We start from the raw sequence: 16,837 nt of genomic DNA on the forward strand, positions 1-16,837 counted from the left end.
TATGACGGACTCAGTTGGCCTGCAGACCTGCAGCAGTGCGCTGCATGGGCACGAAGCCTGGCAGTGCTTCAACCCGCTCCAGCCAGGCACGCACGTTCGGGTAGGCCTGCAGCGACACATTGCCTTCCGGCGCATGGGCGATATAGCTGTAGTTGGCGACATCAGCGAGGGTGGCGGTAGCGCCCGCCAGGAAAGGAGTGTTGGCCAGTTCGCCGTCCATCACCTTGAGCAAGGCATGAGATCGCGCGATAACCTCCTCGGCATTCAAGGGTGCACCAAACACCGTGATCAACCGGGCAGATGCAGGGCCGTAAGCCAGTTGGCCAGCGGCCACCGAGAGCCAGCGCTGAATGCGCGCCGCTGCGAGCGGCTCTTCAGGCAGCCAGGCGCCATTGCCATACTTCTTCGCCAGATAGACCAGAATGGCATTCGAGTCGCTGAGAACGGTGCCGTTGTCATCAATGACCGGCACTTGCCCGAACGGGTTAATGGCGAGAAATTCAGGTGTCTTGTGCGCCCCATTGGCCAGGTCGACAAACACCAGCTCGGTGGGCAGTTTTAACAGCGAAAGCATCAGCTCGACGCGATGAGCGTGGCCTGAAAGAGGGACGCGATAAAGTTTGATGGCTGGCTGAGACATGGTGCGGCTCCGTATGGGGTCAGGGTAGTCAGCGACGTCAAACCGGGTTGGCGGCTTTTGCGCTGGTAGGTTCATGCTGCACCCACCAGCGCTTAAGCAGAATCACCATGCAGAGCAATGCATAATTTCGTTTTCTAAAATAATGCGACCGCACAGGGGCACGGTACCGGCGGCCCTGTCAGTCAAGAAATGCTGGATGAGCACGCAGCCTTGGCGTGGCGAAGTCGATAAAAGTGCGCACCCGCGCCTCGGCTCGGCGGCCATCGCGGTAGATCAACTGTGCGGGCAAAGCCTGACTGGCAAAGCCTTTCAGTACCGGTTCAAGCAAGCCGCTCTGCAATTCATAGTGCGCCTCATAGCTCATGCAGCGAATCAGCCCCAACCCCAGGGTCGCGGCATAGATGGCGGCGCGCTGAGTGGTGCAGGTCAGTACCGGCACGGGCCTCACCAGGCGTGTGGAGCGCTCGCCATGAAAACGCCACTCGCTTTGCTGACCGCTGGCCGTGGTCAGCACCGTGCGGTGCGCTTTGAGGTCCTCGGGCGTTTGCGGGTGTCCCCACCTGGCTAGGTAGGCGGGAGAAGCGCAAACAATCGGCCGCACCCTGCCCACCGGCACGGCGAACTCAGAAGAGTTCGGCAGATGGCCCACCACCAGGGCAACATCAATATTTTCCTCGAGCAGCTTGGGCACACCTTCGCTGGCCTGGGTGACCAGCTGCACCTCAGGGAAAGCCGTTAAATAATCGAGGGCGATTGGCATAAATATCTGCTGATCCATCAGCAGCGGTAACGACAGGATCAACCGACCCGCAGGGCGCGCATGCAAGCCGGCAGCGGAGCGCTCTGCAACTGCGGTGTGTTCGAGGATCAGCCGACAGCTGACGGCAAACTGCTCGCCTGCCGGGCTTAGCTCGACGCCTCGCGGCCCACGTAGTAACAGCCTGTTGTTCAGCCGTGCTTCCAGGGCGGCGATGCTGCGCATGATGGTCGCAGGCGACTGCCCAAGCTGGCGCGCGGCCGCCGCCAGGCTGCCGGCTTGCACCACGGCGGCGAATACCTGCATCTGCCGATAGCGGCTCACGGCTTAAGCACCTTCGCCCCTTTGCAGCGCTGGGTCTTGCAGGAAGCGGCTGGCACAGAAATCGACAAAGGTGCGCACCTTGGCGGGTACTCGTCCGCCGCCTTGATAAAGCACATGCACCGGCAGTGCCGAAGCCTCAAAGGACTCCAGAATGATCTCCAGTTCACCCTTTGCGACCAGCTCGGCCACCTGATACGACAACACCCGCGTCAGGCCCCAACCCAGCCGTGCCGCATTGATCGCCGCCTGGTTGGAACTCACCAGCAGGCGCGGTTTGGGATGCAGGGTAAGAGCGCTGGTGCCCAGGTTGAACTGCCAGTCGGTGAGCAGGCTGCTGGCCGAGGACATCACGATGGGCGCGGCCATAACCTCCTTGGGTTCTTGTGGCCGGCCAAAGCGTTCGAGAAAAGCCGGAGCGGCGCAGATGACCGGGCGAATATGCCCAACCTTGATGGCCTGCAAGCCAGTTTCCGGTAACTGGCCGATGCGGATGGCGACGTCCACGCCCTCCTCCACCATATTCACCAGACGATCCACCAGCAGCGCATTGATCGTCACCTGTGGATGCGCCGACAGGTACTCGGTAATCAGCGGAATCAGGTACAGCTCACCGAACATCACCGGCGCCGTCACGGTCAGGTTGCCCCGTGCACGAATGCTGCTGCCAGTGGCCAACTCTTCGGCCTCCTCCAGCTCCAGCAGGATGCGCTTGCAGTCCTCCACATAACGCCGCCCCGCTTCGGTCAGGCGCAGGCTTCGCGTGCTGCGCGCCAGCAACAGCGTGCCCAAGCGCTTTTCCAAACCGGCAATCACCCGGGTCACGCTGGGTGGCGACATCCCCACCAGTCTGGCACCGCCGGCAAAGCTTTCTGCTTCCGCAACAGCCAGCAGTACCTTCATCTCCTGAAACCTGTCCACACTCACCGCCCAACGTCGAGACTGACCTAAAAGAATGGCCTAACAGACCCTAGCGTAGTGTTTGCGCGCAGCCTACTGCTGAAAATCCTTGCAGTGGCTGCGAGCACATTCGGGAGAGGTTAAGCCCTTAATTTTTCAGGTCATAGGCCATGAGCATGAAACTGCATTCCCGCTCACTGCGCATCGACACTGCGCACCGCTTCGAGAATCACCTTGGCCACTTCGCCAGGCTGTGACTGCTGCGGCACATGGCTGGTGCCCAGTTCGGTCAGGGTGGCGCCGATACGCTTGGCACTGGAGCGCTGAACGTCGGGGTGAATCATGCGGTCCTCAGAGGCGAGCAGGTACCAGGACGGCTTGGTCTTCCAGGCAGCGACCGTGGTGCGATCATCGAAGGCCGATGCCTTGATCGGGCCTTGCGTTGCGCTCATCACCGCGGTCTGTGCCGCCGGCAGATCCTGGGCGAAGTCCTTGGCCATGCCTTCTGGCGTCAGGTAGAGGAAGCCGTTGCTGTCAGCCTTGATCTGGCTGATGCCAGGCGGCGTAGGCGCGCCCTTGCCCTGTTCACCACTGATCTGCCCGGCATCGGGGGCGAAGGCCGCGACGTACACCAGGGCGCTGACCTTCTCATGGGCACCGGCCTCACTGATCACCGTGCCGCCCCAGGAGTGGCCGACCAGCACCACGTTGCCTGGCTGGTTGTTCAGCACGCGTTGGGTGGCAGCAACGTCGTCGGCCAGCGAGGTCAGTGGGTTTTGCACCACCGTCACGGCCACCCCTTCAGCCTGCAGATACGGCACTACCTTGGCCCAATCCGAGCCGTCGGCGAAGGCGCCGTGTACGATGACCACCGAAGGCGTTGCCTCGGCAGCCTGGCTGACACTGACCATAAGGGTGCTGGTCAGGGCGAAGGCGGCGGTGACGAGTTGCGACTTGAATGTTTTCATGGGGTGAACTCCTGTGTTGGGAGTTCAAATTCTGCTGACGGGCCTGCTTAGCGGGTATCGGTCATTTATCCGACCCTGGGGCTTTTTTCATGGATAGCGCATTGCGATTCGACATCTCATTGAACGGCGCACTGGAGGCTATCTCCCAGGTCGGCGATCTCAGCATGGGCCAGCCCCTCGGTCACTCCCAACGTGTTGCCCGCCTGGCGCAGATGCTGGCCCGCGCCATGCACGGCGAAGGCGAGCACCTGATGACGGCGCAGCAGGTCGCCTTGCTGCGCTGGTCTGGCTGCACCGCCAATGCCGATGGCTTCGCCCATCTGCTGGGCAATGATGTCGATGGCCGCCGCGCGATGCTCGACCAGACTCTCGGCGCCGAGCAGATGAACGCCGTGCACCAGGCGGCTCCGCTCGCCGTGGTGCATTGCGAGGTGTCTGGCCAGATCGCGAAAACCCTCGAACTCGGCGCAGCGGTCGAAGCCGGTTTGTGCCGGATATTTGAAACCTATAACGGAACCGGCCGCCCTTTAGGCGTGAGCCACGAGCACATCCCGGACGTGGCGTATCAAGTGGTACTGGCCGGAGACCTGGATATCCTCAGCCGCGCTCATGGCCTGGACGCGGCGCTGAGCTGGATCAGCGAACAGGCCGACCGCCGCTATCCTGCTGCTCATGCCTCAACGCTGGTGTGCAATGCCAAGGGGTGGTTGGCGGAGCTGGAAAAAACGCCCGACGCGCAGAACGACGCCCGACTCGAACGCCCCGTGTCACTGACGCTGGTGGGTGATGTGATCGATCTGAAGCTGCCCTGGTTGGCAGGTTATTCCCGGCAGGTGGCGCTGATTGCCGTTGAGGCCGCCCGCTTGTGGGGGCTGCCAGAGCCCGACCAGACGGCGATTGGCAAAGCGGCGCTGATCCATGGTCTAGGCCGCGCAGCCGTCTCCAATCAGCTGTGGAATACCGCCGGGCCGCTACCCTACGGCGCCACAGAACGTATCCACCTCGTTCCTTACTGGACGCACAAGGCATCACGGCAGATCACTGAGCTGACCATCCCTGGCGAGATTGCCGCCCATGCCTACGAACGGCTCGACGGCAGCGGCTACTTTCGCGGCGCGCCGGCCGATGCCCAATGCGCCGCGTATCGCTTACTCGCCAGCGCAGTCGCCTGGGTCGCGTTAAGGAGCGCCAGACCCTGGCGGCCCGCCCATAGCGAATCGGAGGCGGCGCGGTTACTCAAACAGGACGCCAGCCGTGGTCTGTTTGACGCTGACATCTGCGCAGCGGTGATCGCAGCCGCACGTGGCGAACGCCGACTGCCTCAGCCGAAAAGCGCGCTACTCACTACCCGCGAATGCTCCATCCTGCTGGAAATCAGCCGCGGCGCCAGCAACAAGGAAGTGGCGCGGCGGCTGGAGATCAGCCCAAGCACCGTGCGTACCCACATGGAAAGCATTTTCCGCAAGCTGGATTGCTCCACCCGCGCGGCCGCCACCTTGAAGGGGCTGACCCTGGGTTTGATTGCCTGATAGCAGGCGCTTGGGGACAGCCGAGGGAATTACCCCGGCAGGCCTTTGCTCGGCAGACTGGCGCGCGCCAACGCAGTGAATGCCTTGAGCGCGGCGGAGGGGTTACGCCGGCTCGGGTAGTACAGGCACAGGTTGTCACGGGGCGGCGTCCACTCTTCCAGCACCCGCTCGAACTGTCCGGCGTCGAGTTCAGCCTGCACGTCCTGCTGCATAAAAAAGCCCAGCCCCACGCCTTCCTGCACCACCGCCTTGGCGACACTCGGCTCGTCCAGGGTGAGTTGGCCAGTCACATCAAGCCGGCTCACCTCCCCCGCGCGCTCAAAATGCCAGGGGTAGATCGCCCCATTGGGTAGACGGATGCGGATGCACTGATGCGTGAGCAAGTCCGCTGGGCTACGCGGCCGACCGTACTGGGCGAAGTAGGCGGGCGAGCCGACTACGGCATAACGCTGCGGCTGGCCGAGCGGAATCACGATCATATCGCTGGGCACAAGATTCGCAGAACGCACGCCGAGATCGAAACCGTCCGCGACGATATCCACCAGGCGGCCTTCGGTCACCAGGTCGATATGCACCTTCGGGTAACGCTGCAGAAACGCCAACACCAGCGGCAGCAACGCGGCGCGGGCAGCACTGGCGAAGGCATTGATGCGCAACACGCCTGACGGCCCGGCATTGTGCGAACGCACCGCTTCCAGCGCCGCACGCACTTCCTGCAGAGCCGGGCCGACTTGCTCCAGGTACATCGCCCCCGCCTCGGTCAGCGACACGCTGCGGGTGGTGCGATTGAACAGACGCGTTTCGAGACTCGCCTCCAGCTTGGCAATGGTGTTGCTCAATGCCGTGGTCGAAACATCCAGATCAATGGCTGCCTGGCGAAACGACGCCCGGCGTGCCACGGCCAGCACAGCTTCAAGCTCATTGAGACCAAGGCGCGAATCTGCCATGCAATTGTCCTGATATTCGGGATAGGTCGTTAACATCTATCCCAGTTGAGCAAACTATCAAGCGAGCGGCAAGATCACAGTCGTAAACCCCACCCCACTGTGAGAGGAGATCAGGCCATGAACCTGCACCTACCTGACGCCGTACAGACCTACTTTGCTGTCAGCAATGGCGGCGACATCTCGCGCCTTGCCGCCTGTTTCTGCGCGCACGCCAGCGTGACCGACGAAAACCGCACGCACCAGGGCATTGCCGCCATCGCAGCCTGGCAACAGGAAGCCCGCCGGGCATTCACCTACAGCGTCGAGCCGCTGGCGGTGACGCAACAAGGTGACTCGCTGAACGTCACGGCGCGGCTGGTCGGTAACTTCCCGGGCAGCCCGCTGCAGCTGAATCATCTGTTCCTGCTGCAGGACGGCCAGATTCGCTCGCTGGAGATCGCGCCATGAACCTCGATCTGAGGGGTAAGCGAGTACTGGTCACCGGCGGCACCAAAGGCGTCGGCCGCGCGGTGGTCGAGCTGTTCCTTACCGAGGGCGCCAAGGTGCTGACTTCCGCCCGGCAGGCCAGCAGCGATCTGCCGGCTGAGCTGTTCGTACAGGCTGACCTCGCGACCCCGGAAGGCTGCGCAACACTGGTAGCCGCAGCCCAGCAACGGCTAGGGGATGTGGACATCATCGTCCACGTCCTGGGCGGCTCGTCGGCCCCCAGCGGCGGCTTTGCGGTATTGGACGACGCGCAGTGGCAACGCGAACTCGACCTGAACCTGCTACCGGCCGTGCGCCTGGATCGCGCCCTGCTCCCGGCGATGCTGCAGCGCAAGAGCGGCGTGATCATCCATGTGACCTCGATTCAGAACCGCTTGCCGTTGCCCGAAGCCACCACAGCTTACGCAGCCGCCAAGGCGGCGCTGTCGACCTACAGCAAAAGCCTGTCGAAAGAAGTCTCGCCGCAAGGCGTGCGGGTAGTGCGGGTGTCGCCGGGCTGGATCGAGACCGAAGCGTCGGTGGCCTTGGCCGAGCGACTGGCGCAGGAAGCCGGCACCGACTATGCCAGCGGCAAACGCATCATCATGGATGCCCTCGGCGGGATTCCGCTGGGCCGCCCGGCCAAACCGGCAGAGGTTGCGGAGCTGATTGCCTTTCTGGCCTCGCCTCGTGCGGCATCGATCACCGGAAGCGAGTTTGTGATTGATGGCGGAACCGTGCCAACCGCCTAGCACTGCATGCTGATCGCCGGAGCCCGGCTTACGCCAGCAGCTCAGTAATCCACTGCGTCTGTTGGGCGACTTTCTGCACCTTCTCTTCCGGCACCGCTTGCCGCGCCTGCGCGAAGTTGGCCAGGGTCTGCTGCTTCAGGCGCAGTAGGCGCTGCCACTTGGCCAGGAACGCCGGGCTGCGCGCCTGCATTTGCAGCGGGCCAAAGTACAGTTCCTCGGCGCTGTAAGTCACCGGGCCAGAGCGCTCGGCCACGATGATTTCGTAGGCAAAGCGATTTTCTCGCAGCACCTCCTCACAGAGGATGCGGTAGCCATTGTCCATCAGCCATTGGCGCAGTGGCTGCTCGCCGCCGTTGGGTTGCAGGATCAAGCGCTCCTGACCACTCAGGCGCGCCTTACCGCTGTCGAGGATGTCGCGAATCCGCTCGCCGCCCATGCCGCAGATGCTGATCGCAGTGATGGCATCGCCCGCCTCAATCGCCGCCAAACCATCTGCCAGACGCACACTGATGCGTTGGTTCAGGTCGTTTTCACGCACGCTACGTTCAGCCGCGTGGAACGGCGTCAACGCCACCTCCCCCGCCACTGCGGCCTCGATGACCCCACGGCGCATCAACGCCACCGGCAGATAGGCGTGATCCGAGCCAATATCCGCCAGCCGCGCCCCTGCCGGCACATGCGCCGCCACACGCTCCAGGCGCATAGACAATGTCTGCTCGTTCAACTCCCGCCCCTTCTCCGCCTCGGCATCCGGCCAAAGGGCCGAATCGGGGCGCGATTCTGTCGGGCCACGCCGTGTATGGCAAATCGTGGTGACCAGCGATATTTGCTCGACCCGAGCCTAGGACGAGGAAGTACAGACAGCAAAAAAATAGTGGGAGGGACAACTTCGGTCGAAGCCACTAAAAACTGTTGTCTCTAGGAAAAGCAGCTATAGCAACTGAAAAACCGTTCAACCTTAGCATTGCTAAGTCAAAGCCAAGATGGATCTGTTTTATGAGCGAAGTAGAAAACAGGGTCGACCAGATATTTTCATCCACACATATTTAAGGAAACGACCTGCCAACAAGGCCGAAAGCTAGGCCAGTCCTGAATTATAAAAAACCTTTAACTTACTTCCAACAAGAGCACTGAACACAAACACCACTAAAATTTAAAAATTCTTATAGAAAACCGAATACAACGCCCTATCAGGATTAAGCTTTAAAAAAAACTGAGGCGGCTGAAAGCCCGACTCATGCCTCCGCATTGTTTCCAAACAAACCTCCTTATCTAAAGCCCTCACATTCTGTAAACCGACTGCAACTACAACATCACGCAACCTCGTATACTCGTCAAACTCATCTTTCGGTATACATATATCCTTACCATACTTTATCCACATATCCTTCGGCGACAAAGACTCGATAAAAGCAACTTCAGCCGACAACCTTACCTTACCAATAGGAAGCGTTGTATAAATCCATAAACGAGAACCTATGGGCAAGTTAATTTTCCTAACCCTAAGTTCTACTGTCTTTTTCCCAGCAAGAATATTATCAACATGCCTTGGCTTAATGGATATTATCGCATCAACCATTGAAAGCCTCCCCAACCAAAACCTTTAACTTCTCAAACCCTATTCTTTCTGGGGCAACGAGATTAGCGTTACTAATCAGCCCAAGTTTTTTTGCCCTGAAGAAAGAAACCCTCAGATCAAATTCAAGAAAATTATCAAATGTGAAAACATGGATTTTCTCCGAAACGCCAGAAATCTCGATCAACTCACTTCTAGACAAAACTCCTTGCCTATCAACCTTAACGGCCGCCTCATCAACGTCAACAACACCAGAATATGTAATTCGTGCAAAACCGATAATTTGCTGAATACTCTTACTTCCAGAAACGTAAAACGCAATAATCCCACCTTTCTTAAACAGTGATGCTTTCGCCGGCGAACGAAAATATGCTTTTTCAAGCAAAAGAGTTTTTTCGTGACTAGACAAAAGAGAAAGCTGGTTTTTCACATTACCGATCAAACCATTAGCAAAATTCTCCTTAATAGGAACCAAAATACAATCCCTATCCGGATTCAATATAAACCTTGGACCAATAACTGTTTCAAAATCAAACCAAGAAAATGCCTCAACCCTACCACTGGAATCAGTGAAGCAAACTCCTGTATTTTGCAACTCTTTATTTGACGGAAGCTTCTCCGGAATGGAAAACCCACAGAAAGACTTTACATCTCTTGCAAAGCGAGCCCAGCTCTTTGAGTCCAAGAACTGCGCACTAATTATTTTTACAAAGTGATCCGCCGATTTAAAGAAACCTTTTTTAAGAAGCGTATCTCCTGTTAAATCCTGCCCCTTCCCTATATATAGATCCAACCTATAAGAAAACCCACTTCTAGACCTCAAAGCAGTCTCTAGAAAATGATCTATTGCAGCAATCGACTTGGGACAAGTTTCGTCTATATACAAGGCAGCCAAAGCACTATTCGTCGCCCTTACTGGCTTTTGTGAAAAATAAACACCGAATAATCGACCATCTAACCTTGCCTCATAAACACTTGCCGCATCTTTAATTGGAGATGCATCAACCAACATGCTTTCAACAACATCTGACACAGAAAAACTATCCAGAAATTCTTTAATTTCACTAGTTACAACCGACGCAGAAAATGAAAAATCTGCATTCAGTGGAGTTGAGACATCCGACAATTCACCATCTTCTAAAACCAACTCGTCTGGAGAAAGTATTACCACATTATGCTTATCTTTAATTTCACCGCATGCTCTTAACAAAGCTTTTTCCCGGGTAATAAATCCGCCTATACCCGCAGATATACAGTAAGCCAAGTGCATGAGATCAGACTCATCATTTTGCGCTGATTTTCTAACCATCCCTCTTGCTGGAAAAACAATTCCTCTTAACGACTCAGCAATAGAAGAAATATCGCCACCTGATTTCAGCTCAGGAAAAACTTCTGCGAGTCTCAAAACCGGGTCATCAGAATAATTTTCCGATTGACGCTCAAGCTCTTTCTTAAACTCAGGGGTTACGCAAATTGAAAACCCTCCCTGAAAGCCAACTTGCATAATCTTTATGACTTTCTTATAACCAGCCCTAGCCTTAAACACATCAAGCAATAAATTTAAATCCAAGGCATAAATTGGACGATCTAGCACCGGCCCTATTGGTTGAATGCCAGCTGAGTCTTTAACCAAACACCCCAAAAGATCATTATCACCTAATGAATAACCCCTTATATTTATTGTTCGCTTTGTTGTCTCACCCCCCTTGACCTGCCTATATATTGAAAACCCAACATTCTCCCAAAAACTATTAGCCGGCAAGTCCGACGCAACTTTTGCAACTATAGAATGATAATACTTATCCCGCGCATAATCTTTTAATGAGCAAATCAATCTCCGCCCAACACCATGCCCCCTTGCAGACTTACAGGCATATACCTGGAAAACTTTCAGAGTTGGCATCGTCCCACCAAACATCAAGTACCCTTTAAGTTCTTTAGCGTCATTAATGGCAACCCACAACTGACCTTTTGATGCCATTTGCTCATAGGCTGTCGATGATAAAAACCCGAAAGAATTTTTGTGCTTATCTGCAATAGCCGAGATTTGACTAACATAACTTGAAACCTCGTCAAATTTTTTAAGAATGGTGTATTCCATTACTACCTCAACCGATATTTATTTTTCTTTGCAAAGCTAGAATTTGCGTGGATTTTGGCAGAACACGCATATCAAAAACCATGTTTTTTCCTTGCGTGTATTAATATTTACCTAGGGCCGTCGCCTCATACCGTCGACGACAATTAGATAGCCCCACTCGGATGCTGAACCGAATCGGTGTGATAGCTTCATCCCGCCGCTCTCCCTTCCGCCCTAAAACTGTCACAGTACAGCTGAAACCCAGGACAAAAGGGTTGTCACGCGCAACTGCGCAGGCTTAGGCATAGCGTCACCATTCGGCCCTCCCCCCACAATTCTGCCTCGACACAACGATAAGCAGTTGGCGTGCTAAGCGAAGCGTGTAGAATCCCGCGCCCCAAAAATGCAGGAGACAACACGTTGGCTATTCACTACACCGCGTCCGCTGAAAATGTCGCATGTGGACGCACCGGCTCGAACCTGAGCAGCACCCAGGATGTCACTCAGGTTTCATGCAAGCTGTGCCTGCGCAGCGTAGAAAAGGGCACTGCCGAACCTGTCCGTAAAACCCCAAGTCTTGCTGAACTTAGAGCTGCCGCAAAAGCGGCGAAGGCTGCTGCCGCAGCGGCTGAGCCGGTAAAACCAAGCGCTACCCTGAAACCTCGCGCCGAATGGCAGCAACGCCTTGAGCAATTGCCGGGTAGAAACCGCATCCCGCGCGGGATGGCTCGGCAGGTATTTGTTTAAACGCGACAAACCTCGAGCGATCGCCAACGGTCGCGCTGCCTCACCAGCAACCAGTAGCGCCCGCCAGGTCGGTTGAAGCCCAGTTGGCGTCAGAGTCGCACGACGCTATTGCACCAAGGCCACAGCAACCGCCTTGGCTGCATCCTCAATCGCGCGCTCATCGTAGGGCGCAAAACCCAGCACCAGCCCCGGTTCTCGGGGCTGCACGCAGTAGCGCGCCAGCGGCATGGTGTCGATACCGGCGGCCTGCAGGCGGGCGAAGGCCGCCTGTTCGTCGTTCACCTGCAGGTTGCAGGTGATATCCAGCCCCGCACGAATCTCCGGCACATCAATCAACCCCTGCCAATGCCGCTGCGCCGACTCGGCGAAGGCCTCGGCGCGTGCGGCGTAGATTTTGCGCATGCGCCGTACATGGCGGTCGAAATGCCCTTCATGGATAAAGTCGGCCAGTACCGCTTGCGACAGGCTGTTGGCGTGGCGGGACATCAGCGCGGCGGCGCGGGTGAAACTCTCCAGCAGGTGCGCCGGCAACACCAGGTAGGCCAGACGGATGGAGGGAAACAGCAGCTTGCTGAAGGTGCCAGCGAGGATCACCGACTGCTCTGCCGCCGGCATCGAGCGCAGCGCGGGAATCGGTTTGGCGATAAAGCGGTATTCGCTGTCGTAGTCGTCCTCGAAGATGTAGCTGCCGTGCTGCGCCGCCCACTGCAACAGGGCCAGACGCCGCGCTGGGGACAACTCACTGCCCAGCGGCGCCTGCCGTGACGGCGTGACATAAGCCAGCCGGGCATCGGCGGCCAGACGCACGCCCTCCTCCACTTGCATGCCGAAGGCGTCGACCGGCACATCCACGCGCTGCACGCCCGATACATCGATCAGCTGACGTGCGCCGGGGTAGCCGGGGTCTTCCATCCATACCTTGGAGTTGCCCGGTGCCAACAGGCGCAGGCACAGGTCGAGCCCCTGCTGCACGCTGTTGAGCACCAGGATGCGTTCGGCCGGCACCTGCACACCACGGGCGATGGCCAGGTAGCCGGCGATGGCTTCACGCAGCGCCGGCAAGCCGCCGGGGTCCGAATCGAGCAGGATGGACAGCCGCGAGGCGCGCAGCTGCTGGATATGCAGCTTGCGCCACAGGTCGACGGGGAACGCCTGAACATCGCCCCGATGCGGGAAGAACGGCCGCAACCCCGGCGTCACCGAGCGCCGCGCAAATATTGGGGTGATCGCTTCAAGGCGTTCGACCCACGGCGTGGCTGGCGGCGTGCGCGGCGCCTCTTGCGTGGCCACGACCTTGCGCCGCACGTAGCCGGCGTTCAGCGTGGCGTCCGGCAGCACCTGGCAAACCCGCGTGCCGCTGCCGGTCTGCGCCTCCAGATAGCCCTCGGACAACAACTGCTGATAGGCCGCCTGCGCGGTGCCCCGCGCCAGCTGGTAGTGCTCGGCCAGCGCGCGCGTGCTGGGCAGCTTGCTGCCCGCCGGCAGGCGACCACCGAGAATGGCGCCGCGCAGCGCCTCATACAACCAGCGCTGCAGGCTAACGCCCGGCTCGGGCGTGCCCAATGGCAGGAAGACCACCTGCGGGGGCGATTTTTCGGCGGGCATGGCCGCTCCAAAGTGGATCAATGAGTTCAGCCAAGAATGGATCAATACACTGATCCAAGCTAGAGGCAGAATCGCTCCCGTCGTCAGCCAACAGCCTTTCTCTTCACCACGGGAACTCACACCATGAAACAGCAAATCCTGATCATCGGTGCCGGCTTTGCCGGCATGTGGAGTGCACTCAGCGCCATGCGCCTGCTCGATCAACAGCAGCGCCTGGACATCGATGTCACCCTGCTTGCGCCCCAGGCGGAACTGCGCGTGCGTCCACGTTTTTATGAGCCCGACCTGGCCAGCACCGTCGCCCCGCTCGGCCCGCTGTTCGAGGCCGTGGGTGTGCGCTTCGTCCAGGGCAGTGCCACGCAAATTGATGCCGCGAGCAAGCGCGTCAGCTACCGCGATGCCTCGGGTGCCGAGGCCGAGTTGAACTATGACCGTCTGATCCTCGCGTCCGGCAGCCAGGTGGCGCGCCCGCCGCTGGAAGGTATCGAGCGCTTTACCTTCGATGTCGACAGCCTGGAGTCGGCGCAGAAACTCGAAGCTCACCTGCAAAGCCTGGCGCAGCAGCCAGAGAGCGCCGCTCGCAACACCGTGGTGGTGGTCGGCGGCGGCTTCACCGGGATCGAAACTGCCACCGAAATGCCGGCACGCCTTCGCGCCATCCTTGGTGAGCAGACCGACATCCGCGTGATTGTGGTGGATATGGCCAAGCAAGTTGGCGCGGCCATGGGCGAAGCAATTGCCGGGATCGTCGCCGAAGCCAGCGACAGCCTGGGCGTGACCTGGCGGCTTGGCAGCCCGGTGTCCAAGGTCACTGAGCACGGCGTACAACTGGGTAACGGTGAACGCATTGCCGCCAGCACGGTGATCTTTGCCGTAGGTGTGAAAGCCTCGCCGCTGACCCAACAGATCAACGGCGAGCGCGATGCGCATGGCCGTCTGCACGTAGATCGCAACCTCAAGGTACTTGGCCAGGATGCCATCTACGCCACTGGCGACACCGCCTACGCCGCCGTGGATGAACAGGGCAATCACGCCCTGATGACCTGCCAACATGCGATTGCTCTGGGCCGCTCGGCCGGCAACAACGCCGCCGCGGACCTGCTCGGTGTCGCGCCGATTGCCTATAGCCAGCACAAGTACGTCACCTGCCTGGACCTGGGCGCCTGGGGCGCGGTATTTACCGAGGGCTGGGAACGTAAGGTGCTGCTGACCGGCCAGGAAGGCAAGGCGCTGAAAACCCAGATCAACACCCAGTGGATTTACCCGCCGGCAGCGGATCGGGCTATCGCCCTCGCGGCGGCCGATCCGTTGATCCCGGTGGTGGCGTAGAGCTCAAATGAAGACTGCCTCGCGAGAGGCAGTCCGATCGTCAGGCCTCTAGAACACGAAGATGGCCAAGAGAATGATTACAGGGATCGGAACCCCGAGAAAGAACAGCAATATTGAGCGCATAGCAGCCTCCGGTTAATAGGTGGAAGGTGTATCAGGCATCGCGCTGGCGGCCGCCATAAGGCGCGGCAAAGCTGGCAACGAAGGCACCGATCAGCAACGAGATAAACAACCAGAGCGCCGTATAAGCAGATGCCTTACGTGCGCTATCGGCCGCCTCACGCGTGGCGGTTTCTGCCTCGTTAAGCGAGGTTTGTAGCCGACTAAACGTATCGTTCACACGCTGCTCAGCCTCCTGCTGAGTCAACCCCGTACGTTGCGCGACAACCTGGCCGACATAGCTCGCGTCGTCTGCGGGCAAAGCACCCGTGCGGATCGCGTTCATATAGATGCGCGTAACCTCGGCCATGGAAACCGCAGTTTCTTGCTGCGGCGTCAGTGCGCGGGGCGTACTGCCTGGCACATTGACGCCCCGATTGAGATCACGACGAAACAGGCTATCGAGGAAATAGCCAACGGCGCCGCTGTCAGCATCCTCAGACGGCATGTCCGAACCTGCGGCGGCGCCACCGGCAGTCGCCGCCACGGCGGTCGTGGCAACCCCACCGGCCATAGAAGCGCCGGCCTGAACACCGCCATTAACGATGGAAGCCGTCACCGAGGTGAGCAAGGCAGCCGTTGCCAGCGTTGCGATAGCCCAGGCCAGAAAGCCATGCGCGGTGTCGCGGAAGAACACCTCATCGGTGTGCACGTCAAGCCATTTGGTTCTGAGACGGCCAGCCAGGTAGCCGCCCATACCCGCAGCAGCCAGTTGGGTAAAGGTGACCCAGAGAATCGTGCTGACACCGAAGGTTGTGGCGCTAATGCCATCATTGACCCACGGCGATACCGACGACAGACCTAAGCCTGTGCCCAATATCAGCAGAATCAGGGAGAGTGCTGCCGCGGCGGCTGCACCGGCCAAGATAGCGCCCCAAGAAACCGCACTGGCGCATAACTGAGGACTGTCGAGGGCCGTTCTCACGGACCCGAATACCGCGTTCTGTTCACTTGTTGTATTCATGGCGATCTCGATTGAATCCAACGTCGCGCGAGATTGCAGCGAGCCGGTATCAAGACCATCTCATTGGCAAACCAGAGTGTCAGTGCGCTAACGCGCATAGGCATTTTGCTAGCACATCGCCGTTACATCGCGGTCCGGCGCACTATCACAGCGGTGCGGATAAGCCGGGCATTGCGCCGGCCAACCCAATCAGCGGCATATGTAACAGATCCGTAGCGCGGCCATCGCCGCACTTATGAGGGACAACGGCTGGGCTTAGGGCGCTATATAGCGCTGCACAATCCGCTCATAACTGCCATCCACCACCAACTCGCGCAGCGCATCGGAATAGGCCTGAACAAAATCGGCCTGAGTCGAGCGCTTGCTGATCGCAACTTCCGCCGACTCGCTGGACACCACCACCGCCGTGGCTTTGATCTGCTCACCCAGGCCAAGCTGCTGAATCTCATAGGCCCCACTGTGCTCGTCAGCAATTACCCCATCGATTCGGCCCTTGCCGAGCATGCGCCAGAGGTTGCCGCGATTGACCACCATCACCACCCGTGCGGCAAACGCCGGATCGTTCATCAGTTGCTCGTAGTCCGCGCCATAGGCGACGTTGACCTGCGCGCCCAGGCGGAACTCGCTGTGCTGCAGCGCTAGCAGCCGCGTGACGGGCCAGCGTTGCAATGCCTGGGTATGCATAAACAGGATATTGCGCGAGGGCGGCAGCACCGGGCCGGAAAAGCGCGCATACGCCTCGCGCTCCGGCCGGGGGAATGCGCCTGGCAAAATATCCAGGCGGCCCAGCTCCAGCTCTTTGAGTGCCCGCGCCCAAGGCAACTTGCGCAGTTTGGTCTGACACCCCAGGCGCGCTAACGCCGCGCGATTGACCTCGATCGAAATACCGACCACCGCACCATCCGCCGTTTGCATGCTGAACGGCGGATCATCATCCCAACGCAGGGTTTTCTCGCATGCAGCCAACACCAGGCCAGGGACGCAGGCCAGCAGCAACAAGGCAAGCAATAAACAGTGACGCGGTAAAAGCGAGCGGCGTATATCGACTGCAATCAAGATCATCACTCACGCGGGCTCGATGGGATGTTGAGTGGAGTC

The 16,837-nt window shown here is 58.8% G+C and carries 16 protein-coding genes; 5 read left to right on the forward strand and 11 right to left on the reverse strand.

The window, feature by feature from the left end; translation table 11 throughout:
• Nucleotides 1-10: 10 nt before the first annotated feature.
• From AACY25_RS18600 to AACY25_RS18615, 4 genes are all read right to left on the reverse strand, one after another.
• A complete protein-coding gene (locus AACY25_RS18600) occupies nt 11-640 on the reverse strand; it encodes a glutathione S-transferase family protein (protein WP_339526611.1) in 630 nt (209 codons plus the stop codon).
• A 178-nt stretch (nt 641-818) separates the two neighbouring features.
• Entirely contained in the window at nt 819-1,721 is a 903-nt protein-coding gene (locus tag AACY25_RS18605; protein WP_339526613.1) for a LysR family transcriptional regulator, read from the reverse strand.
• Nucleotides 1,722-1,724: 3 nt separating this feature from the next.
• Nucleotides 1,725-2,621 carry a LysR family transcriptional regulator gene (locus tag AACY25_RS18610; protein ID WP_311090922.1) on the reverse strand — a complete coding sequence of 299 codons (897 nt, stop codon included), beginning with the start codon at nt 2,619-2,621 and terminating at the stop codon, nt 1,725-1,727.
• A gap of 191 nt (nt 2,622-2,812) precedes the next feature.
• Nucleotides 2,813-3,586, reverse strand: coding sequence for an alpha/beta hydrolase (locus AACY25_RS18615; RefSeq protein WP_311090921.1), 774 nt, complete (start codon nt 3,584-3,586; stop codon nt 2,813-2,815).
• A gap of 89 nt (nt 3,587-3,675) precedes the next feature.
• Here AACY25_RS18615 and AACY25_RS18620 point away from each other — a divergent pair, with 89 nt between their 5' ends.
• A complete protein-coding gene (locus AACY25_RS18620; protein ID WP_339526616.1) occupies nt 3,676-5,115 on the forward strand; it encodes an HD domain-containing phosphohydrolase in 1,440 nt (479 codons plus the stop codon).
• 29 nt (nt 5,116-5,144) lie between these two features.
• On the opposite strand, the gene AACY25_RS18625 is transcribed toward AACY25_RS18620, so the two are convergent.
• Entirely contained in the window at nt 5,145-6,062 is a 918-nt protein-coding gene (locus AACY25_RS18625) for a LysR family transcriptional regulator (RefSeq protein WP_339526618.1), read from the reverse strand.
• Between the two features lie 117 nt (nt 6,063-6,179).
• Here AACY25_RS18625 and AACY25_RS18630 point away from each other — a divergent pair, with 117 nt between their 5' ends.
• Together AACY25_RS18630 and AACY25_RS18635 are read left to right on the forward strand one after the other, a co-directional pair.
• Nucleotides 6,180-6,509, forward strand: coding sequence for a nuclear transport factor 2 family protein (locus AACY25_RS18630; protein WP_339526619.1), 330 nt, complete (start codon nt 6,180-6,182; stop codon nt 6,507-6,509).
• Nucleotides 6,506-7,279, forward strand: a complete 774-nt coding sequence (locus tag AACY25_RS18635; protein ID WP_339526621.1) for an SDR family oxidoreductase — start codon at nt 6,506-6,508, stop codon at nt 7,277-7,279. The genes AACY25_RS18630 and AACY25_RS18635 overlap by 4 nt, the downstream gene beginning before the upstream one ends.
• 28 nt (nt 7,280-7,307) lie before the next feature.
• Here the strand turns inward: AACY25_RS18635 and AACY25_RS18640 are convergent, their stop codons facing one another.
• The 3 genes from AACY25_RS18640 to AACY25_RS18650 all read right to left on the reverse strand — a co-directional run bounded on the left by AACY25_RS18640 (nt 7,308) and on the right by AACY25_RS18650 (nt 10,956).
• Nucleotides 7,308-8,003, reverse strand: coding sequence for a tRNA (adenine(22)-N(1))-methyltransferase (locus AACY25_RS18640; RefSeq protein ID WP_339526622.1), 696 nt, complete (start codon nt 8,001-8,003; stop codon nt 7,308-7,310).
• A 429-nt stretch (nt 8,004-8,432) separates the two neighbouring features.
• Nucleotides 8,433-8,858, reverse strand: a complete 426-nt coding sequence (locus tag AACY25_RS18645) for an ASCH domain-containing protein (RefSeq protein ID WP_339526623.1) — start codon at nt 8,856-8,858, stop codon at nt 8,433-8,435.
• Nucleotides 8,851-10,956: a GNAT family N-acetyltransferase gene (locus AACY25_RS18650; protein ID WP_339526624.1), complete on the reverse strand. Its 2,106-nt coding sequence runs from the start codon at nt 10,954-10,956 to the stop codon at nt 8,851-8,853. Before AACY25_RS18650 ends, AACY25_RS18645 begins: the two co-directional genes overlap by 8 nt.
• A 399-nt stretch (nt 10,957-11,355) precedes the next feature.
• Here AACY25_RS18650 and AACY25_RS18655 point away from each other — a divergent pair, with 399 nt between their 5' ends.
• A complete protein-coding gene (locus AACY25_RS18655) occupies nt 11,356-11,682 on the forward strand; it encodes a hypothetical protein (RefSeq protein ID WP_339526625.1) in 327 nt (108 codons plus the stop codon).
• 105 nt (nt 11,683-11,787) lie between these two features.
• Here the strand turns inward: AACY25_RS18655 and pdxR are convergent, their stop codons facing one another.
• Nucleotides 11,788-13,287: a MocR-like pyridoxine biosynthesis transcription factor PdxR gene (pdxR, locus tag AACY25_RS18660; RefSeq protein ID WP_339526626.1), complete on the reverse strand. Its 1,500-nt coding sequence runs from the start codon at nt 13,285-13,287 to the stop codon at nt 11,788-11,790.
• A gap of 123 nt (nt 13,288-13,410) precedes the next feature.
• On the opposite strand from pdxR, the gene AACY25_RS18665 reads away from it, so the two are divergent.
• Nucleotides 13,411-14,616: an NAD(P)/FAD-dependent oxidoreductase gene (locus AACY25_RS18665; protein ID WP_339526627.1), complete on the forward strand. Its 1,206-nt coding sequence runs from the start codon at nt 13,411-13,413 to the stop codon at nt 14,614-14,616.
• Between the two features lie 154 nt (nt 14,617-14,770).
• Here AACY25_RS18665 and AACY25_RS18670 read toward each other — a convergent pair whose 3' ends face one another.
• Nucleotides 14,771-15,739, reverse strand: coding sequence for a hypothetical protein (locus AACY25_RS18670; protein WP_339526629.1), 969 nt, complete (start codon nt 15,737-15,739; stop codon nt 14,771-14,773).
• 255 nt (nt 15,740-15,994) lie between these two features.
• Nucleotides 15,995-16,801 carry a substrate-binding periplasmic protein gene (locus AACY25_RS18675; protein WP_339526631.1) on the reverse strand — a complete coding sequence of 269 codons (807 nt, stop codon included), beginning with the start codon at nt 16,799-16,801 and terminating at the stop codon, nt 15,995-15,997.
• Between the last annotated feature and the right edge of the window lie 36 nt (nt 16,802-16,837).

Origin of the sequence: Pseudomonas sp. EA_35y_Pfl2_R111, from assembly GCF_963970955.1 — a bacterium.
In the GTDB taxonomy this organism is placed as follows: domain Bacteria; phylum Pseudomonadota; class Gammaproteobacteria; order Pseudomonadales; family Pseudomonadaceae; genus Aquipseudomonas.